Here is a 24,155-nt window from a genome sequence, read left to right on the forward strand (position 1 = left end):
CTCAGGCGACCGGGTCGTCGTCGCCCCAGGGGCGCAGCCGCAGCATCCGGGCCCCGTCGCCGAGCCCCTCCCGGGAACGGCGGCGCAACTCTTCCAGGTCGTCGGTGCCGGCCCGCAGGAAGCGGCCGCTGAAGCCGTCCAGCTCCCCGTCGGCGAGAGCCAGCACGAGCGCGGTGACGTCCTTCGGGTCGGTCCACTCGGTGCGGCCGCGGTGCAGCTCCATCGAGTGCGTCATGTCGGACTCGACCACCCCGGGGGCCAGGTCGAAGGCGCGCACGCCGTGCGGGGCACCGGCCAGAGCCACCCCGCCGGTGAGGCGGGCCAGGGCCGACTTGGAGGCGTGGTATGCGGTCAGCACGTCGCTCTCCCGCGTGCCGGACCCCGAGTTGAGGTTGATGACCCGGCCGCCCCCGGCCTCGATCATGTGGGGGACCACCGCGCGGGTGAGCAGGAAGGGCCCCCGGACGTTGGTGACCATCACCTGCCACCACTCGTCCACGTCGGCGTCCCACAGCGGCTGCTCGGTCTCGATGAGCCCGGCGTTGTTGACCAGCAGGTCGATCCGTCCGTGGGTCCCGACGACGTGGTTGACCGCCGTCCCGACCGCCTCGGCGTCGGTGACGTCGCAGCTCAGGCCCTCGGCACCCTCAGCCACCCGGCCCGAACGGGACAGCCCGACGACGACCCAGCCTGCGCCCAGCAGGGCGCGGACGACGTGGTCGCCGATCCCGCGCGAGGCCCCGGTCACCAGGGCGACCCGGCTCATCGCTGCACCGCCCCGTGATCGCGCGCGGCCCGGGCCACGGCCGCGTCGCGGGCGGCGTTGACCTCCTCGGTCGTCAGCGTCCGGTCCGGGGCGCGGAAGTGCATCCGGAAGGCCAGCGACTGCTGGTCGGCGCCGATCTGGTCGCCCACGTAGACGTCGAAGAGGGCGATGCTCTCGAGCAGGTCGCCGGCGCCGGCACGCAGCGACTCCTCGACGTCGGCGTAGCGCACCGGGAGCGGGACGACGAGGGCCACGTCGGAGGCCGCCATCGGCTGGGTGGACAGGAGACCCACCTGGGTGCGGTGGTCGCTGGCCCGGACCAGGACCTCCAGGTCCAGCTCGGCGGCGCTGGTGCGCTCGGGCAGGCCGAGCCGCTGGTTGACCTTGGGGTGCAGCTCACCGGCCCAGCCCACGGTCGTGCCGTCGACCAGGGTCAGCTCGACGCAGCGGCCGGGGTGGAAGGGCGCGCGCCCGGCCGGCCGTCGGCGCAGCTCCACCCCCAGGGTGTCGGCCACCGCGTGTGCCCACGCGGCGACGTCGGTGACGTCGAGGGAACGGCCGCTGCCCCACCACCCGGCCCGGTCGGCCAGCCCCGCGGCGACGAGGGCGACGTGCCACGGCTGTGCCGGGACCGCCGCACGGATCGTCTCCAGCGTCCCGTCGTCGGGCCGCTGCCCGACGTCGGGGACCGGCGCGCTCGCCGAGTGGTCCGGCAGGGTGACGGTGTCGATCTCGAAGAGCGCGACGTCCCGCGTCCCGCGCGAGATGTTGCGCCGCAGCGCCTCGGGCAGCGTCTGCAGCAGCTCGGTGCGCATCAGCGGCGCCTCGTCCGACAACGGGTTGGCCAGCCGCAGGGCGGCACGCCGCGGGTCGTCGGCGGCCAGACTGAGCTCGTCGAACCGGGGAGCACCGATGAACGGGTAGGTCAGCACCTCGTGCAGGCCCTGCCCCGCCAGGGCTCCCGCGACGGCGCGGCGCGAGCGCTGGGCGTGCGTGAGACCCCGCCCGCCGATCGCCCGGGGCACCACCGAGGGGATCTTGTCGTAGCCGTCGATCCGCGCGACCTCCTCCACCAGGGTCGGGGCGTCGGTGAGGTCCGGGCGCCAGGTCGGCGGGACGACACTGACGGTCCCGGGCAGCGTCGCGTCCTCCGGCGTGACCTCGCAGCCGATCATGGTGAGCACCTCGACGACCCGTGCCGGGCCGTAGTCGACGCCGACGTAGGCGGTGGGCATGCCCAGGTCGAGCTGGATCGCCGGCATCGTCGTGCTCACCCGCTCGTCGCGGTCGGTGATCGCCGGGTCGGCGGTGCCGCCGCCGTGCTCGACCAGCAGGTCGACGGCCAGCTGCGCGGCCGCCGCGGCGACGGCAGGGTCGACCCCGCGCTCGAAGCGCTTGGCCGCCTCGCTCGACAGCCTGTCCGACGGGAGGTGCGCGCCACGGTGCGGGCGTCGAAGTGGGCCGACTCGACCAGCACGTCGGTCGTCCGCCCGGGCGTGACCTCGCCGTCCTCGCCGCCCATGACGCCGGCGAGCGCCAGGATGCGCTCGCCGTCGGGGCCGCAGGTGATGAGCAGGTCCTCGGGGTGCAGCTCGCGGTCGACGTCGTCGAGGGTGCGCAGCCGCTCCCCCGCCCGTGCCCGCCGCACCACGATCGGCGCTCCAGCGTGGCCAGGTCGAAGGCGTGCAGCGGCTGCCCCAGGGCGAGCATGACGTAGTTGGTGACGTCGACGGCCAGCCCGATCGGGCGCATCCCCGCCTCGGTCAGCCTGCGGGCCATCCACTCCGGCGTCTGCCGGGTCGGTCGATGCCGCGCACGATCCGCGCCACGTAACGGGTCGCAGCCGGCGACACCGCGGGGGGCGCCTCGTCGCGCAGCTCCACGGCATACCCGTCGGCCGTGGCCGGGTCCACCTCCAGGTCGGCGGGGTCGCGGTATGCGGCCCCCGTCGAGTGGGAGTACTCCCGGGCGATGCCGCGGATGCTGAAGCAGTAGCCGCGGTCCGGGGTGACGTTGACCTCGACGACCTCGCGGTCCAGGCCCAGGACGCCGACCAGGTCGTCGCCGGGGGTCAGGCCCAGCTGCTGCACCCGGTCCGGCCCGAGCAGGTGGGGCAGCACGATGATGCCGTCGTGGTCGTCCCCGATGCCGAGCTCGCGCACGGAGCAGATCATCCCGGCGGAGACGTGCCCGTAGGTCTTGCGCGCCGAGATGGTCAGCGGACCCTGGGGCGTCGGCAGGACACCACCGGGCAGGATGACCGCCACGAGGTCGCCGACCTCGAAGTTGTGCGCGCCGCACACGACACCCTGCGGCTCGCCGCTGCCGTTCGCGTGGCCGACGTCCACCTGGCACCAGTTGATCGTCCTGCCGTTCTTCTGCGGCTCAGGGTGCTTCTCGAGCACGCGGCCGACGACGAGGGGCCCGCCGACGCCGCTGGTGTGCAGCCCCTCCTCCTCCAGCCCCACGGCCACGAGGTCGGCGGCGATCTGCGCACCGGTCACCCCCTCCGGCAGCTCGACGTACTCGCCCAGCCAGTCGACCGGAACCCGCATCAGATCTCCATCCCGAACTGCGCGTTGAAGCGCACGTCTCCCTCGATCATCTCCCGCATGTCGGTGATGCCGTGGCGGAACATCGCGGTGCGCTCCACGCCCATCCCGAAGGCGAAGCCCTGGTAGCGCTCGGGGTCGACGCCACAGGCGCGCAGGACGTTGTGGTGGACCATGCCGCACCCGCCCCACTCGATCCAGCCGGTGCCACCGCACGTCCGGCACCCCTGGTCGTCCCCGCGGCAGACGAAGCACTGGAAGTCCATCTCCGCGCTCGGCTCGGTGAAGGGGAAGTAGGCCGGGCGCAGCCGGCTGACGATCCCCTCGCCGAACATCGCCTCGGCGAGCCGGTCCAGGGTGCCCTTGAGGTGTGCCATCGTCAGCCCCTCGTCGACCGCCAGACCCTCCAGCTGGTGGAACACCGGCGTGTGCGTGGCGTCCAGCTCGTCGGTCCGGAAGGTCTTGCCCGGCACCGCGACGTAGAGCGGCACGCCGCGCTCGAGCAGGGAGCGGGCCTGGACCGGAGAGGTGTGCGTGCGCAGCACGAGACCGGCGTCCCCGGGGTCGACGAAGAAGGTGTCCTGCATCTGGCGCGCGGGGTGGTCCTTGTCGAAGTTCAGCGCGTCGAAGTTGAACCACTCGGCCTCGACGGCGGGACCCTCGGCGATCTCCCACCCCAGACCGACCATGACGTCGGCCATCCGCTCGGCGGTGACGGTGAGGACGTGCCGGCGACCGAGGGGACGGCGCGCCGGGAGCGCCGTGAGATCCAGCGCCTCCTCCACCAGGATCCGCTCGTCCCGCTCGGCCTCGAGCTCGGCCTGGCGGGCGGTCAACGCCCCGCCGACCCGACCCCGGGCCTGGCCGACGCGTCGGCCCGCCTCGGCCTTGGCGCTGGGCGGGAGGGCGCCGATCTCGCGGTTCGCCAGGGCCAGGGCGGACCTCTCCCCCTGGTGCGCCAGCCGCGCAACCTTGAGCTCCTCGAGCGTGCTGGCGGCCGCGATCGCGCTCAGGGCGTCGCTGACGGCGGCCTCGATAGCCTCGGGCGCGAGGGCAGCGACCTCGACCGGGTCGTAGTTGCTGTTGGGTCCGGACACCCGAGCAAGTCTAGGCAGCGACCGGTGCCGACCTCGACCGGGTTTGTCCGTCGGCCTGGCGCGAGCGTCACCGACCCCTGGGAGCACCGCCTAACCTTGGGGCCATGCCATCCCCCCTCACGCCCGTGATCCACGCTGCCCGGGGTGCCGCGATCGGTCTGTCCGAGGTGGTGCCCGGCATCAGCGGCGGCACCGTGGCGCTCATCGTCGGTGTCTACGAACGGCTCATCACCTCGGCGGGGCACCTCGTCGGTGCCGCCCGCCTCGTGCTGACCGACCGCGCGGCCGCACGCGCCGAGCTCGCCCAGGTGCGCTGGGACGTCGTCGTGCCCGTCCTGCTCGGGATGGTCCCGGCCGTGCTCGTCGGGGCGCGCGTCCTCGGCCCCCTCGTGGAGGACCACCCCGTGCCCACCCTCGCCCTCTTCCTCGGCATGAGCATCGCCGCGATCACGGTGCCGGCGGGGATGGTGGGACCGGCGTGGACCTGGCCGCGGGCCGGCCTGGCCGCGGCCGTCGCCGCGGGCACCTTCCTGCTGGTCGGCCTGCCGCCGCAGGAGCTGCCGGTCTCCCTGCCCCTGGTCTTCCTCGCCGCCGCGGTAGCGGTCTGCGCCCTGGCCCTGCCCGGGTTGTCCGGCTCGTTCCTGCTCCTGACCCTCGGGCTCTACACCCCCACCATCACCGCCCTCAACGAACGTCAGTGGGCCTACCTGCTCGTCTTCGGAGCCGGCCTCGTCCTCGGCCTCGCCCTCTTCGTGCGGGTGCTGGAGCACCTCCTGGAGCACCACCACGTGACGACCCTGGTCGTGGTGACCGGGGTGATGGCCGGGGCGGTCCGTGCGCTGTGGCCCTGGCAGGACGAGGACCGCGGCCTCCTGCCCCCGGGCCCGGACCTGGCGCTGCCGTTCGGTCTCTTCCTGGCCGGGGCCGCCCTGGTGCTCGGACTGGGGTGGCTGGGTCGCCGGGGCGAGGAGTACCAGCACGCCCTCGAGGACGCCCGGCACGTGGCCGAGGACGAGGACGACCGGGAGCCGACGCCCGGGCGGTGACCCCCGAGGGGCTCGCGGTCAGGCCGTGGCGGAGCGCGCGGCGGCCGAGGCGTGCAGGCAGACCGTCGCCGCCATGGCCAGGTTGAGCGACTCGGCGCGCCGGATGGGGATGGCGACCGTCTGGTCGCAGCGCTCGAGCACCTCGCCAGGCAGACCCCACGCCTCGTTGCCCATCACCCACGCGTGCCGACCGGACAGGTCGGCGTCGGGCAGCAGGGTGGTCCCGCTCCCGTCCGCCGCCAGCAGGCGGACCCCGCGGGCCCGGCACGCCCCGAGCAGGTCGTCCACCGGGGTGCCCAGGCTGACCGGGAGGTGGAAGAGGGAGCCCGCGGTCGAGCGCACGACCTTGGGGTTGTAGAGGTCCACGGACGCCGCGCTGACCAGCACCGCACCGGCCCCGAAGGCGTCGGCCCCGCGCAGCACGGTCCCGGCGTTGCCGGGGTCCCGCACGTGGGTGAGCACGACGGCGAACCCGTCCTCCCCGAGCGCGTCGAGCGCGACCTCGAGGGGGACGTCGACCCGGCGGGCCACGGCCAGCACGCCCTGGGGGGTGCCGGTGTCGGCCATCGCCACGAGGACGGCCTCCGTGCACGACCAGATCGGCACCCCGGCGTCCTGCGCGTGCCGGACCAGATCGGCATACCGGGCGCCGGCCGCCTCGGACAGGTAGAGGGCGACCGCGTCCGCGGCCGCGTGGAGCAGCAGCTCGCGCACGGCCTGCGGCCCCTCCACCAGGAAGGTCCCCGACCGCTCGCGGGCAGCGCGACGCCCCAGCGCCGCGACCTGGCGGACCCGTTCGCTGCGCGGACTGCTCAGCTGCGGGGAGGGCTCGGTCATGCGCCGGGGCGTCGTCGGTGGCGGCTCAGGCCGCGGAGGTCTCGCCCTCGGTGGGGACGTTGACGCGGGCGATCTCGACCAGCGCGGCGAAGGCCGCCTCGTCGTTGACCGCCAGCTCGGCCAGCATGCGGCGGTCGACCTCGACACCGGCGGCCTTGAGGCCCTGGACGAACCGGTTGTAGGTCATGCCGTTGGCGCGGGCGCCGGCGTTGATGCGCTGGATCCAGAGGCGACGGAAGTCACCCTTGCGCTTGCGCCGGTCGTTGTACGAGTAGACCAGCGAGTGGGTGACCTGCTCCTTGGCCTTGCGGTAGAGCCGGCTGCGCTGACCGCGGTAGCCGCTGGCGCGCTCCAGGACGACCCGGCGCTTCTTGTGGGCGTTGACCGCCCGCTTCACGCGTGCCACGTGAGTTCTCCTTGACTAGTTACGTGCGAGAAAGGGGGATGAGGATCTGCCGGAGGCTCGGGCCTACAGGCCGAGCATCTTCTTGACCTTGCGGACGTCGGCGGGGGCCACCGTCTTGTCGTTGGCCAGGCGACGGGCGGCCTGGGAGGTCCGCTCCTGGAACTTGTGCACGTGGCGGGCGCGCTGGTGCATGATCTTGCCGGTGCCGGTGACGCGGAAGCGCTTCTTGGCACCGCTGTGGGTCTTCATCTTCGGCATGAGCCGGTCTCCTTCGTGCGGTGTCCGCCCGGCGCTGGCCGGGCGAGGTGGGTGCGGTGGTCTGCGGGGGTCCAGGGCTCCTGCCCTGGACTCAGGAGGCGTCCGTCGCCTCGGTCGGTGCCGGGGCGTCCGTCACGCTGGTCGCGGTGTCGGCCTGCGGCTCGGCGGCCTGCGGCTCGGCGGCCTGCGCCTCCGCGCGCTCGACGTCGCGCTTCTTCTCCTGACGGACAGCGGTCTTCTTCTTGGTCGGGCCCAGCACCATGACCATGTTGCGGCCGTCCTGCTTGGGGGAGCTCTCGACGAAGCCCAGCTCTGCGACGTCCTCGGCCAGGCGCTGCAGGAGACGGAAGCCCAGCTCCGGGCGGGACTGCTCGCGGCCACGGAACATGATGGTGACCTTGACCTTGTCCCCGGCCTTGAGGAAGCGCTCGACGTGGCCCTTCTTGGTGCCGTAGTCGTGGCTGTCGATCTTGGGCCGGAGCTTGATCTCCTTGATGACCGTGTTGATCTGGTTCTTCCGGGCCTCCCGGGCCTTCATGGCGGCTTCGTACTTGAACTTGCCGAAGTCCATGAGCTTGGCGACCGGCGGACGCGCCTGCGGGGCGACCTCGACCAGGTCGAGATCGGCCTCGGCCGCCAGTCGCAGCGCGTCCTCCACGCGCACGATGCCGACCTGCTCCCCGTTGGGGCCGACCAGCCGCACCTCGGGAACTCGGATGCGGTCGTTGATGCGAGGCTCGCTGATGTGCATGCTCCTTCGTCGTTCTTCCAGGCCCTCGGGCACCAGAAAGGCCTCCTGGCACCAGGTGCGCAAGAGGCCTCCACCACCGGCCCGTCCACTCCGGCGGACCGGGCGGGGTATGCCGTGGCTGCCCACGTCATACACTCACCACGGTCGGCGGACCGAGGTGCGGGACCAGGGACCCGGCGACCCTGAGGTCGACGCGGGTGGGGGCCAAGGCCCCTCTTGCACGTCAGGCACCCGGGGGCGCCCAACTGGTCAAGGATCGATGGTAGCAGAACGGGCGGTGCCCCGCCGACCGGTCGGTCGACGGGGCACCACGTGTGCGGGGCGGGGCTGGTCAGTCGCGCAGACCTCGCAGCTCCTCCACCACGTCCTCGGACACCGCGACCTCGCCACCGAGCACCACGACCCGGTCAGGGTCGAGACGGTGCAGCGCGTCCACGATGACCTGCGGCAGGCTGTGCTGACGGGTGATCAGCAGCGGCTCGTGGTCCGAGCCCGCCTTCGCCCCGCCGGCCAGCGCGTCCGGCCAGTTCTGGCCCGAGGCGACGTACACCGTCTCGGCGGACACGACCTCGGCGAAGAGCCGGGCCGAGGTGACGTACCGGTTCAGGCCACCCACCCGCTGGGTCGGAGCCCACGAACGCAGCTCCTCCACCACCGACTGGTCGACCGCACCCTCACCACCGAGGACGGTGATCTGCGAGGGGTCCAGGGCGTCCAGCGCCGCCGCCGTCGTGGACGGGATCGAGTCCCGCCGCACCAGCAGCACCGGAGAGTCCACAGCACCGGCACGGGCCGCCGCGGACAACGCGTCCGGGTAGTCCACACCAGTAGCCACGAACACCCGCTCCGCGGTCCCGAACTCGCCCGCCACCGCAGCCGCGGTGCCGTACCTGTTCGACCCGTAGACCCGCTCGGCCTGCACCCCGGCCGCCGCGCCGGCCTGCGCCAGCACCACGTCCGAGACCGCACCCGGACCACCGAGCACCACGACCCGCTGCGGGTCCAGACGCTCCAGCTCGGCCGCCGTCGCCGACGGCAACCCGCCCGGGCGGGTCAGCAGCACCGGGGAGTCCATCGACCCCGCCAGCGCCGAACCGCTCAGCGCGTCCGGGTAGTCCACGCCCGTGGCGATGAACACCACCGGCACACCCGGCTCGTACGTGCCCGAGATCACCGCGGCCGTGCCGTACCGGTTCGCACCGGCCCACCGCTGCACCTCCACCGGCTCCACCGGAGCCTCCAGGACCGTCAGGGTCACAGGGATCGGCGCCAGGTCCTGGTCGGTGTCGGTGGTGATGTCCACCTCCGTGGTGTAGGTGCCGGCCTCCAGGCCCGCGGCGTCCGTGGTGAAGGCCACGTCCACCGCGTTCCCGGCCGCCACGTCGAACGCGCCCGGGTCCAGGCTCAACCAGTCCGCGTCCTCCGACAGGACCACCTCGGCGCTCCCGTCACCGGTGTTGGAGAAGGTCACCTCACTGGTCTGCGAGCCACCGGGCTCCACCTCGTGCTCCACCGACGTCGGGTCGACCTCGATGAAGCCCTCGGGGACCGGCACGGCCTCCTCGACCGTCATGGTCACCGGCACCTGCACCAGCGGGGTGCTGGTGTCGTCGCTGGTGACGCACAGCTGCGCCTCGTACGCGCCCGGTGCCAGACCGGTCGCGTCCAGGGTGACCGTGACCGTGCTCGTCCCACCGGCAGCCGTCGTGCCGCTGGCCGGGTCCACCGACAGCCACTCCACGTCCGTCGGCGTCTCGCACTGCGACGGGGGCGGCGGCGGGGTGTCGTCCGCAGCCTCGTAGCTGACCGTGTCGATGCCGATGTAGTCGGAGTTGATCCCCACCGGTCCCCCGTCGGGGACGTGGTACCGGAAGGCGAGACGGCCGGTGGTCGAGGCCTCCAGACCCTCGACCTCCACCGTGTACTGGGTCCACACGGCGGGGTAGTCGGAGCCGAGACCCTCGTTGATGACCAGCAGCCGCTCGGTGAAGTCACCCACACCGGAGTAGCCGCTGCCCGCGTCGGTGCTGGCACCGGCGGTCGACATCCGGACCTCGAGCCGGTCGGGCCACTGCCCGCCGGCCGCCCGGGTCCAGAAGGAGAGCTCGGAGCCGTTCACCAGGTCCAGCTCCGGGGTCATCAGCCAGTTGCTGATGTTGCCCGGGGAGTCGCCGGCGCTGTTGAAGTTGGCACCGACGTACTCCTCCGGGGAGCCCTGGTGGGCCGGGAAGACGTCCGGGTTGCCCTGGAACCAGCTGGTCAGGCCGACCGGCTCGCTGTTGTTGGTCATCGCCCAACCGGCGCCGGGCAGACCCTCGATGTTCTCGAAGCCCTCCACCAGCGTGCTGGTCGCCGCCGGTGAGGCCAACGGCGCCACCACGGCCGGAGCCTGTCCGTCGACCTGCTGGCCGGCGGCGCGGTCGGCGCCCCGGGGCAGTGTCGGCGACGCGCCCGGGCTGACGCCCGCGTCGGCCTCGGCCTCGTCGATCGACCAGGTCAGCTCGGCGGTGCCGGTGTTGGCGATCGTGAGCTCGTGGTCGGTGACCTCACCCTGGTCCTGGGTGGAGTCCAGCGACTCCGGGGTCACCTCGATCGCCGGCGTCCCGGGCAGGTCGCCCGTGACGGTCATGGTGACCGGGACGTCCCCGACGGACTGCGGGGTGTCGCTGCGGACGCGGAGCGCCGCGGTGTAGGTCCCCGGGTCCAGCGCGGTGGAGTCGGTGGTGACCGTCACCTCGACGGACTCACCGGCCGGCACCGTGAAGGCCTGGGGGTCGGCGTCCATCCAGTCGACCTCCGTCACCTGCCCGCAGTCGTCGAGACCGGGCAGGTGCTCGGCCGCGGCGACGGGGGTGAACCCACCGGTGGAGCCACCGACCTTGGCGACGCCGCAGGCGATCGACCCGCGGTAGACCCCGACGGCGGCCGGGGGCAGGCTGACCCAGGCGTCGGTGGCGGTGTCGAAGGCGTGGGTCGCGTTGCTGACCGCCGCCCCCTGAACACCGCCCTGGACGACGAGCATGCCGTTCGCGCCCGCCGAGCCGGCCGCCCAGTGGGCCACCGGCGCCGCGGGGAGAGCGGTCCAGGTGTCGGCCGCCGGGTCGTAGGCGTAGCTCGCCGTGATCCCACCCGAACCGGGGTTGCCGCCCGAGCAGAGGACCTGGCCGTCGACCGCCCCGCACGCGGCGAAGGCCACGGCGGTGGGGTAGCTGGCCAGCGTCTGCCAGGTGTCGGCCGCGACGTCGTAGGCCATCACCGTGCTGCTCATCGGCGTGCAGTCGCTCGTGGTGCAGCCACCGACCGAGTAGAGCGTGCCGTCGACCACCGCGGTGCCCGCGGCGGACCGTCCGGCCGGTGCCGAGGCGCCCGTGCTCCAGCTGTCGGCGGAGGGGTCGTAGATCAACGTCCCCGTCGACACGCCGGCACCGACCCAGCCGCCCGCGACGACGATCCGGCCGTCGACGGCGCCCGCCGTCACGGCGGACCGGGCCTCGGGCATCGGGGTGGCGGCCGCCCACGTACCCACCTCGGGGTCGAGGTAGTTCACGTCGGCGAAGCTGGCCGTCCCGGTGGTGCCACCCAGGGAGTAGTAGACCCCGTCCAGGTTGACCACCCGGTTGTCCATCACGACGCGCGGGTGGTCCGGCAGGGCCTCCCACGGGTCGTTGGCGGACCCGACGGCGGGCGCGGTGCCGACCTCGTCCGAGGACCCGGCCTGCGCCGCGAAGGAGGTCGGGACCTCCCGGGTGACGACGGCGGCCTCGCTGCTGCCCGCGGGGGCGATATAACCTCCGCCGCGCTCCAGGAGCTCGACCTCGGCGTCAGCGGTGCCGTCGTTGGTGACCGTCAGCGTGTGCTCGACGACCTCGTCCTGCTCCTGCGTCGACTCGATCTGCGTCGGGTCGACGCTCAGCAGGCCGGAACCCAGCACGAAGTCGGCACGGACGGCGTCGCCGTCCTCGACCACCACGTCCTGGGTCTGGGTCTCGTAGTCGCCGGCCGAGGCCTCGAAGGTGTTCTCCCCCGGGGTGTCGGAGAAGATCGAGTAGAAGCCGTCGTCGAGGTTCTCGTCCGCGGGGGTGGCGACGGTGGTCGCCGTCTGGTCCCCCGCCTCGAGGTTGGTCACCGTGGCACCGACGATGCCGGTGTCGGCGCCGTCGTAGACGTTGCCCACGACATACCCGCCCTCTCCGGCCGGGACGCAGGCACGCTCGCCGACGAAGACGTCGTCGAGCTGCCACCACCAGTGCCAGCCCGGCGCGTCGTAGGTGAACCCGACGCGCACGTCACTCTCGCCCGCCGCCTGCGGCAGCGGGACCAGCTCCTCGCGCGGTCCCCGGGCGCTCGCGGTCCACTGCTGGACCGTCTCCCAGGTCTCCCCACCGTCGAGGCTGACCTTCACGGCCGCCGAGCTGGTGGACAGGTGACGGTAGTCCATCCTGAAGCCCACGGCGGGGGTCTCGTCGCCGGACAGGTCCAGCGGCGGCGTCACCAGGGTGGTGGACGTCTGCGTGCCGGACCCGTAGGCGTCGGAGTTGGCGATGGCGAAGCCACCGGTCCCTCCGGTGAGGTTGCCCTCGCCACCGTGGTCGTCGAAGCGCCACACGTGGCCGTTGCCGAGGTGGTCGACGTTCTCCCAGCCCGCGGGCAGGGTGGGCTCGTCGAAGGTCTCCCAGAGCCCGTCCGTCTCGACCTGGTAGCCGGGGGCGGAGCAGGTGACCGAGTCGACGGGGACCGCGAAGTCCTCCGTGGTGTCACCCTCGACGGTCACCTCGCGTGCGGGCGTGGTGTACCCGTCGTACTGCACCTGGACCGTCAGGGTGTAGGTGGCTCCCGACGGGATGTCGAGGGAGTAGGCACCGGTCTCCGGGTCGGAGTAGGTGGCCTCCGGCGTCCCGTCCACCGAGATCCGGGCGTACAGCGGGAAGCCGTAGCCGGAACCGTCGGTGATCACGCCGCTGACCGTGGCCACCTCGGCCGGGTCGAGGGCCACGTCGACCGTGACCGTCTCCTCGGCCGGGACGGTGACGTTCTGGGTGTGGGTCTCGTAGCCGAACGAGCTCACGGTCATCGCGTAGTCGCCGGCCGACAGCAGGGCGTTGTAGGCGCCCTCGTCGTTGGTGACCAGGGTCCGCTCGAGCGGACCCACGAGCTGCACCTGGGCCCCGGCGATCGCCGAGTCGTCGGCCGCGTCGGTGACCACGCCGTTCAGGGTGCCCACGTCGTCCATGGGCGCGTCGGACAGCAGCGCGAGGGCGTCGAGCCGTCCCTCGCCGAAGACGTTGTTGTTCTCCGGCGTGCCGCCGCACTGGGCGTTCGCCGTGTCGATGGCGGTGCCGTCGAGCAGGTCGCGGGTCGCCTGGACGTCCCCGGCCAGCGCCGGTGAACCGGACCACAGGAGGGCCACCGCACCCGCCACGTGCGGCGAGGCCATGGAGGTCCCGGTGTAGGACGCGTAGCCGTTGCCGGGCACCGCGGAGCGGACCGACGAGCCCGGGGCGGAGATGTCGGGCTTGATCGTGCCGTCCTGGCCCGCGCCCCGGCCGGAGCTGGAGGCGATGACGTGGCTGCTGTTGTAGTTGCCCACGGAGTAGGCGATGGTGCGGCTGCCCGGCGACCCGGAGGTGTTGCAGGCCGGGCCGGAGTTGCCGTTGGCGAAGACGCCGAACTGACCCGCGGCCGCCCAGGCCTCGATGATGTCCTCCATGAAGGGGTCGTTCGACGGCGCCGTCGTCCCCCAGGAGTTGTTGATGATGTGCGGGCGCTTGCTCACGTCCGGGTTCTGCCCGGCCAGGTCCCGGGGCGCCAGCATCCACTCGCCGGAGGCGATGAGCGCGGCGTCGGAGGGGCAGCAGCCGTTGGCCGCGATCCACCTGGCACCCGGGGCGACCCCGATCTGGTTGGCGCCACCGTCGGTGCCGACCATCGTGCCGGTGACGTGGGTCCCGTGACCGTTCGTGTCGTTGGGCACCGTGGGTGAGGTGCCCGCCGCGTCGAACCAGCTGTAGTTGTGGTCGAAGGTGCCGTCGCCGTTGTTGCCCCGGTACTGGTTCACCAGGGCCGGGTGGTTGAACTGCACGCCGGTGTCGATCGAGGCGACGACGATGCCGTCGCCGAGGACGCCGAGGTCGTCCCAGACCTCGGGGGCGTTGATGTCTCCCACGCCCCACTCGATCGCGGCCGGCGCCTTCTCCAGCTCGGCCGGCCGGGTCTCGGGGACCTCGATCTGCATCGTCGGGTAGATGCCCTCGATCTCGGCCTCGCGGGCGAGCTCGGTCACCAGACCGCTGTCGGCGGCCGAGACCCGGATGGAGTTGGTGGCCCAGAAAGCCTGGTAGGTGACGCCCTCCTCATCCAGACGGTCGCGCACGTCGTCCTGGCTGGCCTCGGCCGTCGCCGTGAGGGCATCGACCACCGCCTGCCCTCGTGCGTCCCAGTCTGCGATCCCCTCGAACTGCGTCATGTCGGGCCGGTCGGCGAAACGGACCCAGACGTCCGTCCGGCCCTCGGCCTCCATCTGCGCCGAGACCTCGGAGTCGATCTTGTCTCCGGAGCTCGGCCCTGCGGGATCGGTGGGGGCAGCCGTTGCGGGCGCCATCGCCAACCCCGAGGTCACCAGCGACGTGGCGGCCAGGGTGGCCCACCAGCGTCGTCGACCTGTCGGTTCCATGGAATTCCTCTCCCTTGAGGTGGGTGACGGACGTCACCCACGCCGAGGCTAGGCACGGGTCGGGAGGGATACAACGACAGAACGTGCACAATCCGTGCACAAGATGGGCATTCGGTGCACACCGGGCCCCGACCGTCGTCGAGGCGCCCGCTCAGCTCCCGGCCGCGGCGATCCCGACCGTGTCGTCGTCGTCACCGCCATCGCCGTGGACGGCGCCGTCCTCGTCAGCGGCGCTGTCACGGCCCAGCCGGAAACCGACGCCCCGGACGGCCTCGAGCTCGACGGGCGCACCGACGGCCTCGAGCTTGCGCCGGAGCCGGCGCACGAGGGCGTGGAGCGAGGAGGTGTCCCCGGTGTAGTGGACCCCCCACACGGTGCGGGTGAGCTCGGCGTACCGATGCACGCGGCCAGGGGAACGGAGCAGGACCTCCAGGACGCCGTACTCCAGGGGGGTGAGGCGCTGCACCGACGTCCCGTGGGCGACCAGCCGCCGGTCTGCGTCAAGGACCATCCCTGCGGCCTCCTGCGGTGCCGCCGCCACCGGGGCGGGTGGTGTGCCGACCGCGTGGACCGGGCGGAGCGGGGCCCCGGAGAGCACCTGCTGGGCCTCGGTCACCGAGCCCACCACGAGCACCGGCCCCGGCCAGCCGGAGCCGGCGATCATCTCGACGTGCTCGGCGGTCCTCGGTGACAGGACGACCACCATGACAGCCGTCGTTCGTCCGGTCACCCCTGCGCCTTCCCCGAGCGCGGGACCCCCCGGAGGCCCCGTCGTCCATCCACCCTAGGGGACGAGCAGGCTGGTCAGGGCCGTCTTGACCAACTCCTTACCGAGTCGTGACCTCGGTGGTCGGGTACGGCCACGGACGGGCGGGGCACCCTAATCTTGAAGGGTTCAAGAGAAGTGGTAGCGTCGTGGCATGCCGACCCTGCCGCCGACGGACCTGCTGCGCAGCGCGGGCCTGCGCGTGACGGCGCCGAGGGTGGCGGTCCTGGAGGTGCTGGACCAGCACCCCCACTCCGACGCGACCGCGATCCTGCAGCTCACCCGTCAGCGGAGCACCGGTATCTCCGTCCAGGGCGTCTACGACGTGCTGAGCTCGTTGACCGACCGTGGTCTGCTCCGGCGCATCCAGCCCGCCCACTCCGTCGCGCGCTACGAGGTGGACCAGGGGGACAACCACCACCACGTCGTCTGCCGCGACTGCCACACCATCGTCGACGTGCCGTGCGACGGCGCCGCGGCGCCCTGCCTCGACCCCGGCCAGGCCGAGGCGCTCGGGTTCGCCGTCGACGAGGCCGAGGTCATCTACTGGGGGGCCTGCTCCACGTGCCGCACGGCCGCGGACCCCGGCGGCCGACCCGGCACCTCACCTCATACCTCCCGGACCATCACGCAACCCACGAAGAAGGAGAAGGCATGACCGACACCCTCCACGGCTACGTCAACGCCGAGCACAGCGGCACCGGCGGCTCCCCCACCGGCTCGACCACGAGCAACGGAGCCCCGAACGACTCCGACCGCAACAGCCTGTCCGTCGGCGCCGACGGACCGCTGCTGCTCCACGACGTCGCCCTCATCGAGTCCCTGGCCAGCTTCGACCGCGAGAAGGTGCCGGAGCGACTGCCGCACGCCAAGGGCTCGGGTGCCTTCGGCACCTTCCAGGTCACCCAGGACGTCTCCCGGTGGACCAAGGCCGCCGTCTTCCAGCCCGGCGCGACGGCCGAGACGATCACGCGGTTCTCCACCGTCGCGGGCGAGCAGGGCTCCCCCGACACCTGGCGGGACGTGCGCGGCTTCGCCGTCCGCTTCTACACCGACGAGGGCAACCTCGACATCGTCGGCAACAACACGCCGGTCTTCTTCGTGCGGGACCCCATGAAGTTCCCCAACTTCATCCGCTCCCAGCGTCGGCTGCCCGACTCGGGCCTGCGCTCGGCCACCATGCAGTGGGACTTCTGGACCCACAACCCGGAGTCGGCGCACCAGGTCACCTACCTCATGGGTGACCGCGGCCTGCCGAAGACCTGGCGTCACATGAACGGCTACTCCTCGCACACCTACATGTGGGTCAACGGCGACGGCGAGCGGTTCTTCGTGAAGTACCACTGGCACTCCGACCAGGGCGTGGAGACGCTGACCAACGAGGAGGCCGAGCAGCTCGCGGGCCAGGACGCCGACTACCACCGTCGGGACCTGTTCGACGCCATCGAGCGCGGTGACCACCCGTCGTGGAAGCTGTCGGTGCAGGTCATGCCCTACGAGGAGGCCAGGACCTACCGCTATAACCCGTTCGACCTGACCAAGGTCTGGCCGCACGCCGACTACCCGCTGCACGAGGTCGGCCGGATGACGCTGGACCGCAACCCGCAGAACTGGTTCGCCCAGATCGAGCAGGTCGCGTTCAGCCCCTCCAACATGGTCCCGGGCACCGGGGTCTCCCCCGACAAGATGTTGCTGGCGCGCGTCTTCTCCTACCCGGACGCCCAGCGGCACCGCATCGGCGCCAACTTCACCCACCTGCCGGTGAACCAGCCGAAGACCCAGGTGAACGCCTACCAGTTCGACGGTCCGATGGCCTACCTGCACTCCGGGAGCCAGCCGACCTACGTCACGAACTCCTACGGCCGCCCCTGGGCGGACCAGCAGGGTCCGGTCGAGAACGGCTGGGAGGCCGACGGTCAGCTCGTCCGGGCCGCCTACCAGCTCCGCCAGGACGACGACGACTTCGGTCAGGCCGGCACGCTGGTGCGCGAGGTCTTCGACGACGGCGCCCGCGAGCGCCTGGTCCGGACCGTGGCCGGGATGATGGGCGACGTGGAGCCGCAGATCCGCTCCCGGGTCTACGACTACTGGCGCAACGTGGACCAGGAGATCGGCGAGCGCATCCGCGCGGCCGCCGAGGCGGACGCCGGGTCCGACCACGTCCCGGGCGCCGAGGCCCCGCAGGACGTCCCCGCCGGGCTGCGCGAGGAGGCCGGCGACACCTACGCCGGCCACCGCTGAGCACCTCCGACGCTGCCCCCGCCACCGCGGTGGGAGCAGGACGGCCCCGCACCCACCGGGTGCGGGGCCGTCCTGCTTGCCTCAGGCGGTGGTGAGCCGGAAGGTGAGGGCGTCGATCCGCTCGCGGCAGTCGTCCTCCCCCGCCAACCGCTCCCCCACGCCGGCGAGGACGTCCCGGACCTGCTCCTGCCGGAGACCGGGTCGGAGCGCCAGGGTCACCTGCAGGGCGCCCTCGGGCCCGGGGTCCAGCCGGTGCCCGGCCACGGCGGGCTGCTCGGCGACCGCCTCCGCCAGGGTGGCGGCCACCACCGGGTCCTGGTGCGACGGGACCCACTCGCGGCCGCGGGCCAGGGCCCACACCATGGACGGACGCAGGGTCCAGGCCGCCGGCCCCGGGGGCGGTGCCAGGTCGAGGGGCATGACGTGGCAGCCCTCCTGCGCCGCGGCGAGCGCCGCCCGTTGCGCGGTGACCGGCACGGGACGGGCCTGGGGGTCCCAGGCCGCCAGGGCGGCGGTGCTCGTGAAGGCCGGCATGGCCTGCTGGCCGTCGGGGGCGACGAGGGTCACCGCGGCCATGTCGCTCACGGCGTCGACGGGTATGCCGCTGCTCTCGTCGACCTCGCTCGGCACCGCGACGATCGGCACGATCAGGCGGGCGGTGGCGAGGACCGCGACCAGCTCGCGCTCGTCGCGGTCATCGTCGGGCCGCGCGAGGAGGGCGGCCAGCCGCGGGTCGGCCGCACCCTGGTCGCCGTCGAAGCCGGTGCCCGTGAGCGTCCGCCCGGACCAGGGGACACCCCCGGTGTCGTGGCCGGCGGCGGGCCGGTGACCGGTGAACCGGTGCCGACCTGAGCTCACCGGCACACCTCCAGGGCCTGCTCCAGGGTGAACGCGGAGTGGTAGAGCGCCGACCCCAGGACCACCTCGCCCACGCGGGGGTGGAGCCGGGCGAGCGCCTGCAGGTCGGTCAACGAGGACACCCCGCCGGAGGCGATCACCCGTGCCTGGACGAGGTCGGCGACCTGTGCGAAGAGGTCGAGGTCGCTCCCGGTGCGGGTGCCGTCGCGGGAGGCGTCGGCCACCAGGAGGTGGCGGACGGCCGGACCGGAGACCGGGTGGTCGCGCAGCAGCTCGCCCACCGGCCCGAGGTCCAGGTCGGTGCCCCGGCTGACGACCCGTCCGTCCCGGACGTCCACCGCCACGACCACCCGGTCCCCGTGGTCGGCCACGGCCCGGGAGACCATCTCCCGGTCCGCGAGGGCCGCGGCGGCCAGGACGACCCGTGCGGCGCCCGTCCCCAGGGCCCAGTCCAGGGTCGGCAGGTCGGCGATCCCGCCCGAGAGCTGGACGGGCACCGGGAGCCTCCTCACCAGGTCCTCGAGCAGGACGGCGTTGTCACCGCGACCGAACGCGCGGTCGAGGTCGACCAGGTGGATCCACCCCGCACCCTCCCGCACCCAGCGCATCGCCGCGGCCCAGGCGTCCGTGGGGCCCTCGACGACCTGGCTCGCCCGACCGTCGGCCACGTCGACGGCCGGCAGCAGCGTCAGACCGCTCACGGCAGGGCCCCCAGCTCACGGCGCAGCCGGACCGTGTCCCTGACGGCGTCGTCGAACCAGCCCACCTGCCGGGGGTCCGGTGCGTGGTGCGCGACCTCCTGGAGCCCGTCGGCGTGCTCCGGCTCCTCGACGAGCCGGGTGCCGGGCAGCTCCAGCGTGGCCATGACCGCCTGCAGCATGCGGTGCGGACGCACGCTGGTCTCGTGCAGCAGCTCCACCAGCTCCTCCCGCACCGAGGGTGCGCAGCCGGCCACGGCGACGATCTCACCCGGTCCGGCCAGGTCGAGCCCGGGTGGCCGGAGCAGTCCCGCGTCCGGGGCCCAGACGACCCACCGCACCGCCCGTCGCCGCCCGGGCGCGTGGACGGTGATGACGGCCCGGCCGTCGAGGACGAAGAAGCCCAGCCCCGGCCCCGCCCTGGGGCCCAGCGACCGGGCCGCCAGGACCAACCCCCCGTCGTCGTAGGGTGCCCCCGCCCGGGACCGGCCCCGACCGATCACCGCGGTCCACCGGTCCAGGGGCACGACGGTGACGGGCACCACGCCGGCCTGCACCCACGCGTCCACCTCCGGGCGGGGGCCGGCGGCCAGGACGATCGCGACGTCGGTCTGGTCGGGGGCGCTCACCCGGCCATCCTACGAAGACCCGGGGTCCGGCCCGGGCCCGCCCGGCCGGGGATGCCGACGAGGCGGGACGACCCGGGGGCGGCCGAAGGCGTCGGCACCGCCCCGAGGGGGGACGGTCCGGGGGCGCGTCGCGCCGAACCGACGGGGACCCGCACCGCCGACCGAGCCCGGTCCGGAGCGGGGCGCCCGACCGCCGTAGAGCAAGCGCTCGACCACCACCCGCGCGTGCCGGGCCGCGCGTCGCCACTCCTGCGCCCGGTCCGCGCCCCGCCCCGGAGGATGCCCGAGGATGCGGGAGATCCCCTCCGCGTCCCGCACGTCGCTGGGGACGCTGTCGACCGGGCGGCCCCGCCAGATGACCCCTGCGTCCCGCAGCCGCGAGGCCAGGACCCACGCCGTGCGCAGCGCTCCGGCGTCCTCCTCGGACAGCAGGCCTGCCTCCACCGCCGCGTCCATCGCCTCCAGGGTGCTCGTGGTCCGCAGGCCGGGGTGCTCGTGGGCGTGCTGCATCTGGAGCAGCTGCACGACCCACTCGACGTCCGACAACCCTCCCAGACCCAGCTTGAGGTGGGTGCGCGGGTCGGCCCCCCGGGGGAGGCGCTCGGCCTCCATGCGCGCCTTGAGGGTGCGGATCTCCCGCACGGCCTGCGGGGCGATGCCCCCCTCGGGCCAGCGCAGGGGCTCGATCAGCGCCACGAACCGCTCGGCCAGGCCCGGGTCCCCGGCCACCGGCCTGGCCCGCAGGAGGGCCTGCGACTCCCACCCGGCCGACCAGCGGGCGTAGTAGGTGCGGTAGCTGTCCAGGGTGCGCACCAACGGACCCGACCGTCCCTCCGGCCGCAGGTCGGCGTCCAGGCCCAGCGTCGGGTCCGGCCCGCTGCCCGCGAGCCCCCGCCGCAGCTCGGCCACGACGTCCGCGGCCTGGGCCGCGGCCACGTCGGGGTCGACCCCGGGCAGGGGGTCGTGGACGAACATCACGTCCGCGTCGCTGGCGTACCCCATCTCCCCGCCACCGAGGCGCCCCATGCCCACCACGAGCAGGGCGGTGGCCGGCTCCTCCCCCCGCTGCTCGAGGACGCGCCGGTGCGCCAGCTCGAGGGCCGCCTCGAGGTAGGCGTCGGCGAGCTCGCTCAGGGCGCGGCGCACGGTCCCGCTGTCCCAGTCGGCGCCGAGGTGGCCCAGGGTGATCCGCACCAGCTCCCGCGCCCGCACCGAGCGGATGGCGGTGAACGCCTCCTCCCCCTTGGCCTGCCGGCCGGCGGCGGCCGCCATCCGGCGCTGGAGGGACTCCCTGTCCGGCGGGACCAGACCGGTCCGGTCCCCCAGCAGCGCCACCGTCTCGGGGTTGCGCAGGAGCAGGTCCACGGCATACCTGCTCGAGGAAAGGACCCGGGCCAGGCGCTGCGCGGCGGTGCCCTCGTCCCGGAGCATGCCGAGGTACCAGTGCGTGCCGCCGAGGGCGTCGCTGATCTGCCGGAAGGCCAGCAGCCCGGCGTCCGGGTCGGCGCCGTCGGCGAACCAGGAGAGCATCACCGGCAGCAGGTGGCGCTGGATGGTGGCCCGCCGGCTCACCCCGTCGGTGAGCGACTCCAGGTGCCGCATCGCCCCGGCCGGGTCCCGGAAGCCCAGGGCCGCCAGCCGGGCCCGCGCCGCCTCCGGGGAGAGGCGCGCCTCGTCCGTGGACAGGCGGGCCACGGCGGACAGCAGCGGCCGGTAGAACAGGCGCTCGTGCAGTCTGCGCACGTCCCTGCGCACCTCCCGCCAGCGCTGCAGGACTGCCCGGTCGGCCTCGCCGCGCTCCCCCAGCGACCGACCCAGCCGGCGCAGCTCGGCCGGTGAGGTCGGGATGAGGTGCGTGCGGCGCAGGCGGTGCAGCTGGACGCGGTGCTCCATCGCGCGCAGCAGCCGGTACGCCCCGTCGAGAACCTTCGCGTCCTCGCGCCCGACGTAGCCTCCTGCGGTGAGGGCGTGCAGGGCCTCCAGCGTGGTGCCCGAGCGCAGGGTCTCGTCGGCGCGGCCGTGGACGAGCTGGAGCAGCTGCACGCTGAACTCGATGTCGCGCAGCCCTCCGGGACCCAGCTTGATCTGCCGCTCGGCCTCGTCCTTGCGGACGTGCTCCTCCACCCGTCGGCGCATCGCCTGCACCTCGTCGACGAAGTCCTCGCGCCCCGACGCCTCCCAGACCATGGGCCGCACCAGCTCGAGCCACTCCTCCCCCAACCCGGTGTCCCCGGCCACGATGCGGGCCTTGAGCAGGGCCTGGAACTCCCACGTCTTCGCCCACCGCTGGTAGTACTCGCGGTGCGAGTGCAGGGACCGGACCAGCGGGCCGCGCTTGCCCTCGGGCCGCAGCGCGGCGTCGACCTGCCAGAGGGTCCCCTCCCCGGTCGACTGCCCGCAGATGCGCATGACCGCGCTGGCCAGCCGGGCCCCGACGGCCAGGGCGTCCGCCTCGTCCCCACCCTCGTGCGGGGCGGCGAGGAAGATGACGTCGACGTCGCTGAGGTAGTTGAGCTCCCGGCCGCCGGTCTTGCCCATGCCCACCACGGCGAAGGTGCAGCCCTCCTCGCCCTCGGTCTCCGCCCGGGCCAGCAGCACCGCACCCTCCAGCGCCGCCGCCGCCAGGTCGGCCAGCGCCGCCCCCACCGTCGGCACCAGCGCGACGGGGTCCGGTGAGGTCAGGTCCGCCGCGGCGACCCTGACCAGCTGGCGGCGGTAGGCCACGCGGAGGGCGTCCGCCCCCTCCCGGCCCTCCAGACCACGCACCGCCTCCACGACCGCCCACGGCTCCGGTGCGAGCCCCTCCCCCACCTCGGTCACGTGCTCGGGGTGGCTGAGCAGGTGGTCACCCAGCGCGACGGACCCGCCGAGCACGGACAGGAGCCGCCGACGCGGCTCCCCCCCGTCCCGCACGAGCGGCAGCGCCGGCCGGGCGGACGGACGGCCGTCGCGCCCGGTGCTCCGGGGATCCAGCAGGCGCGCGAGGGCCAGCAGGGCGGCGTCGGGGTCGGCCACCGCACCCAGGTCCCCCACCAGCGCGGGCACGTCGACGCCCGGTGCGGCGCCGTCCCCGTCGTCGGCCAGCCGGCCGCGCACCTCGGCCAGCAGCTGGGCGGCGCGGCGGCCGTCGGCGAACCCCGCGCGTGCGAGCTCCGCGACACCGACCGTGTCGTTCCCGGCGGAGCGGTCCCGCCCCCCGCGGGGGCGGCGCGCGGTGGGGTCGTGCGTCACGGCCTGCCGTGCCTGCTCAGAGCTGCAGGAGGTAGCGGTCGAGCTCGAACTGCGTGACCTGGGAGCGGTACTCGCTCCACTCCTGCCACTTGTTGCGCAGGTAGAAGTCGTAGGCCTGCTCGCCCAGGACCTCGGCCACCAGCTCGGACTCCTCCATGACGGCGACCGCCTCGCCCAGGCTCTGCGGCAGCGGGTCGATGCCCATCGCGCGTCGCTCGGCCTCGGTGAGCGCCCACACGTCGTCCTCGGCCTCCGGGGGCAGGTCGTAACCCTCCCGGACACCGCGCAGCCCGGCCGCGAGGATGACGGCGAAGGTGAGGTAGGGGTTGCACGCGGAGTCCAGCGAGCGGATCTCGACGCGCTTGGAGTGCCCCTTGCCGATGGAGTACATCGGCACGCGCACCAGCGCCGAGCGGTTGTTGTGGCCCCAGCACACGTAGGCCGGTGCCTCCCCGCCGCCCCAGATCCGCTTGTAGGAGTTGACCCACTGGTTGGTGACGGCGCTGATCTCCCGGCTGTGGGCCAGGACGCCGGCGGTGAACCGACGGCCGGTCTGGGACAGCTCGTAGGGGGCACCGGGCTCGTAGAAGGCGTTGGTGTCACCCTCGAAGAGGGAGACGTGCGTGTGCATGCCCGAGCCCGGGTGCAGCGCCAGGGGCTTGGGCATGAAGCTGGCGAAAGCCTTCTCCTGCATGGCGACCTCGCGGACCACGGTCCGGAAGGTCATGATGTTGTCGGCCATCGACAGCGCGTCGGCGTAGCGCAGGTCGATCTCCTGCTGGCCCGGCCCGCCCTCGTGGTGGCTGAACTCCACCGAGATGCCCATCTGCTCCAGCATCTCGATCGCGGCTTTGCGGAAGTCGTGCCCGTCCCCCCGCGCCACGTGGTCGAAGTAGCCCGCCTGGTCCACGGGCACCGGCCCGGCGCCGGCGTCGTAGGGCTCCTTGAACAGGTAGAACTCGATCTCCGGGTGGGTGTAGAAGGTGAAGCCCTCCTGCGCGGCCGCGCCCAGCGTGCGACGCAGGATGTGGCGGGAGTCGGTGGCGGAGGGGCTGCCGTCGGGCATGTTCAGGTCGCAGTACATCCGGGCGGTGCGCTCCCGCCAGGGCAGGACCTGGAAGGTGTCGGCGTCGGGCTGGACGACCATGTCCGCCTCGTAGACGCGCGTGAACCCCTCGATGACGCTGCCGTCGATGCCGATGCCCTCGACGAAGGCCTGCTCGAGTTCGGCGGGAGCCACGGCCACCGACTTCAGCGTCCCGAGGATGTCGGTGAACCAGAGCCGGACGAACCGGATGTCCCTCTCCTCGATGCTGCGGAGGACGTATTCCTGCTGGCGGTTCATGGCC

General features: G+C 73.4%; 16 protein-coding genes and 1 pseudogene. 3 read left to right on the top strand and 14 right to left on the bottom strand.

Translation table 11 applies throughout. The features are described from left to right. Position 1: 1 nt before the first annotated feature. The 3 genes and pseudogenes from E3Z34_RS10475 to pheS all read right to left on the bottom strand — a co-directional run bounded on the left by E3Z34_RS10475 (position 2) and on the right by pheS (position 4,415). Positions 2-766: an SDR family NAD(P)-dependent oxidoreductase gene (locus tag E3Z34_RS10475; RefSeq protein WP_134773544.1), complete on the bottom strand. Its 765-nt coding sequence runs from the start codon at positions 764-766 to the stop codon at positions 2-4. Then, positions 763-3,321, bottom strand: a pseudogene (gene pheT, locus E3Z34_RS10480) (phenylalanine--tRNA ligase subunit beta). The gene E3Z34_RS10475 and the pseudogene pheT overlap by 4 nt, the downstream one beginning before the upstream one ends. After that, the gene (gene pheS, locus E3Z34_RS10485; protein ID WP_134773545.1) at positions 3,321-4,415 is read right to left on the bottom strand and encodes a phenylalanine--tRNA ligase subunit alpha; all 1,095 of its coding nucleotides are present in this window, start codon (positions 4,413-4,415) and stop codon (positions 3,321-3,323) included. Before pheS ends, pheT begins: the two are co-directional and overlap by 1 nt. Positions 4,416-4,519: 104 nt before the next feature. On the opposite strand from pheS, the gene E3Z34_RS10490 reads away from it, so the two are divergent. After that, positions 4,520-5,461, top strand: a complete 942-nt coding sequence (locus E3Z34_RS10490; RefSeq protein WP_134773546.1) for a DUF368 domain-containing protein — start codon at positions 4,520-4,522, stop codon at positions 5,459-5,461. Positions 5,462-5,479: 18 nt separating this feature from the next. On the opposite strand, the gene E3Z34_RS10495 is transcribed toward E3Z34_RS10490, so the two are convergent. The 6 genes from E3Z34_RS10495 to E3Z34_RS10520 form a co-directional block, all read right to left on the bottom strand. Further along, positions 5,480-6,298 carry a TrmH family RNA methyltransferase gene (locus tag E3Z34_RS10495; protein WP_134773547.1) on the bottom strand — a complete coding sequence of 273 codons (819 nt, stop codon included), beginning with the start codon at positions 6,296-6,298 and terminating at the stop codon, positions 5,480-5,482. 25 nt (positions 6,299-6,323) lie between these two features. Continuing rightward, on the bottom strand, positions 6,324-6,704 hold the full coding sequence (gene rplT, locus E3Z34_RS10500) for a 50S ribosomal protein L20 (protein WP_134773548.1): 381 nt from the start codon (positions 6,702-6,704) through the stop codon (positions 6,324-6,326). Positions 6,705-6,767: 63 nt separating this feature from the next. Further along, complete coding sequence (gene rpmI, locus E3Z34_RS10505) at positions 6,768-6,962, bottom strand: 50S ribosomal protein L35 (protein ID WP_134773549.1); 195 nt, start codon at positions 6,960-6,962, stop codon at positions 6,768-6,770. 91 nt (positions 6,963-7,053) lie between these two features. Continuing rightward, entirely contained in the window at positions 7,054-7,713 is a 660-nt protein-coding gene (infC, locus tag E3Z34_RS10510; protein ID WP_134773550.1) for a translation initiation factor IF-3, read from the bottom strand. A gap of 331 nt (positions 7,714-8,044) precedes the next feature. Further along, a complete protein-coding gene (locus E3Z34_RS10515) occupies positions 8,045-14,383 on the bottom strand; it encodes a choice-of-anchor J domain-containing protein (RefSeq protein ID WP_134773551.1) in 6,339 nt (2,112 codons plus the stop codon). A 151-nt stretch (positions 14,384-14,534) separates the two neighbouring features. Further along, complete coding sequence (locus tag E3Z34_RS10520) at positions 14,535-15,089, bottom strand: winged helix-turn-helix domain-containing protein (RefSeq protein WP_134773552.1); 555 nt, start codon at positions 15,087-15,089, stop codon at positions 14,535-14,537. A 214-nt stretch (positions 15,090-15,303) separates the two neighbouring features. Between E3Z34_RS10520 and E3Z34_RS10525 the strand changes: the two genes are divergently transcribed. Then, on the top strand, positions 15,304-15,807 hold the full coding sequence (locus tag E3Z34_RS10525; protein ID WP_134773553.1) for a Fur family transcriptional regulator: 504 nt from the start codon (positions 15,304-15,306) through the stop codon (positions 15,805-15,807). After that, positions 15,804-17,390: a catalase gene (locus E3Z34_RS10530; RefSeq protein ID WP_134773554.1), complete on the top strand. Its 1,587-nt coding sequence runs from the start codon at positions 15,804-15,806 to the stop codon at positions 17,388-17,390. The genes E3Z34_RS10525 and E3Z34_RS10530 overlap by 4 nt, the downstream gene beginning before the upstream one ends. Before the next feature lie 81 nt (positions 17,391-17,471). On the opposite strand, the gene E3Z34_RS19495 is transcribed toward E3Z34_RS10530, so the two are convergent. Genes E3Z34_RS19495 through E3Z34_RS10555 form a run of 5 tightly spaced genes read right to left on the bottom strand, consistent with a single transcriptional unit; the run spans position 17,472 to position 24,151 of the window. Next, positions 17,472-18,248 carry an SseB family protein gene (locus E3Z34_RS19495; RefSeq protein WP_170213009.1) on the bottom strand — a complete coding sequence of 259 codons (777 nt, stop codon included), beginning with the start codon at positions 18,246-18,248 and terminating at the stop codon, positions 17,472-17,474. Further along, complete coding sequence (locus tag E3Z34_RS10540; protein WP_134773556.1) at positions 18,245-18,949, bottom strand: HisA/HisF-related TIM barrel protein; 705 nt, start codon at positions 18,947-18,949, stop codon at positions 18,245-18,247. Before E3Z34_RS10540 ends, E3Z34_RS19495 begins: the two co-directional genes overlap by 4 nt. Further along, positions 18,946-19,575 carry a hypothetical protein gene (locus E3Z34_RS17700; RefSeq protein ID WP_158288659.1) on the bottom strand — a complete coding sequence of 210 codons (630 nt, stop codon included), beginning with the start codon at positions 19,573-19,575 and terminating at the stop codon, positions 18,946-18,948. The genes E3Z34_RS10540 and E3Z34_RS17700 overlap by 4 nt, the downstream gene beginning before the upstream one ends. A gap of 9 nt (positions 19,576-19,584) precedes the next feature. Further along, positions 19,585-22,806: a bifunctional [glutamine synthetase] adenylyltransferase/[glutamine synthetase]-adenylyl-L-tyrosine phosphorylase gene (locus E3Z34_RS10550; RefSeq protein ID WP_134773557.1), complete on the bottom strand. Its 3,222-nt coding sequence runs from the start codon at positions 22,804-22,806 to the stop codon at positions 19,585-19,587. A 16-nt stretch (positions 22,807-22,822) separates the two neighbouring features. Then, complete coding sequence (locus E3Z34_RS10555; RefSeq protein WP_134773558.1) at positions 22,823-24,151, bottom strand: glutamine synthetase family protein; 1,329 nt, start codon at positions 24,149-24,151, stop codon at positions 22,823-22,825. Between the last annotated feature and the right edge of the window lie 4 nt (positions 24,152-24,155).

Source organism: Ornithinimicrobium flavum (genome assembly GCF_004526345.1).
GTDB lineage: Bacteria > Actinomycetota > Actinomycetes > Actinomycetales > Dermatophilaceae > Ornithinicoccus > Ornithinicoccus flavus.

Coding starts and splice junctions, on each gene's coding strand:
- E3Z34_RS10530 (WP_134773554.1), top strand. CDS start 15,804: ATGACCGACACCCTCCACGGCTACGTCAACGCCGAGCACAGCGGCACC.
- E3Z34_RS10490 (WP_134773546.1), top strand. CDS start 4,520: ATGCCATCCCCCCTCACGCCCGTGATCCACGCTGCCCGGGGTGCCGCG.
- E3Z34_RS10495 (WP_134773547.1), bottom strand. CDS start 6,298: ATGACCGAGCCCTCCCCGCAGCTGAGCAGTCCGCGCAGCGAACGGGTC.
- infC (WP_134773550.1), bottom strand. CDS start 7,713: ATGCACATCAGCGAGCCTCGCATCAACGACCGCATCCGAGTTCCCGAG.
- E3Z34_RS10525 (WP_134773553.1), top strand. CDS start 15,304: ATGCCGACCCTGCCGCCGACGGACCTGCTGCGCAGCGCGGGCCTGCGC.
- E3Z34_RS10555 (WP_134773558.1), bottom strand. CDS start 24,151: ATGAACCGCCAGCAGGAATACGTCCTCCGCAGCATCGAGGAGAGGGAC.
- E3Z34_RS10520 (WP_134773552.1), bottom strand. CDS start 15,089: ATGGTGGTCGTCCTGTCACCGAGGACCGCCGAGCACGTCGAGATGATC.
- rpmI (WP_134773549.1), bottom strand. CDS start 6,962: ATGCCGAAGATGAAGACCCACAGCGGTGCCAAGAAGCGCTTCCGCGTC.
- E3Z34_RS10515 (WP_134773551.1), bottom strand. CDS start 14,383: ATGGAACCGACAGGTCGACGACGCTGGTGGGCCACCCTGGCCGCCACG.
- E3Z34_RS10475 (WP_134773544.1), bottom strand. CDS start 766: ATGAGCCGGGTCGCCCTGGTGACCGGGGCCTCGCGCGGGATCGGCGAC.